Here is a 253-nt window from a genome sequence, read left to right on the forward strand (position 1 = left end):
GGGCCTGGTCGCGTTCAAAGGTGTCGGCCAGGAGCGGACCGGCTGGCAGGAGGGTCAGCGCCAGGGCGAGCGAGGAGAGTTTCATGGAGGATCCGAGGTGATGCGGCACAACGCCCTGTAGGAGCTGCCGAAGGCTGCGATCTTTTGATTTTGATCTTTGGGCGGTAGTGGCGCTGCCGAAGATCAGGATCAAAAGATCGTCCGAACGCGGCCCGAGCCTTCGGCAGCTCCTACGGGGGAGCGGGTTTACAGG

General features: G+C 62.8%; 1 protein-coding gene. It reads right to left on the minus strand.

The genetic code is table 11. From position 1 onward, the window contains the following. A partial coding sequence (locus AAEZ06_RS27825) for a hypothetical protein (protein WP_350617387.1) occupies positions 1-193 on the minus strand: 193 nt, incomplete at its 3' end. Between the last annotated feature and the right edge of the window lie 60 nt (positions 194-253).

The sequence above is a fragment of the Pseudomonas sp. HY7a-MNA-CIBAN-0227 genome (assembly GCF_040310325.1).
Taxonomy (GTDB): Bacteria; Pseudomonadota; Gammaproteobacteria; order Pseudomonadales; family Pseudomonadaceae; genus Aquipseudomonas.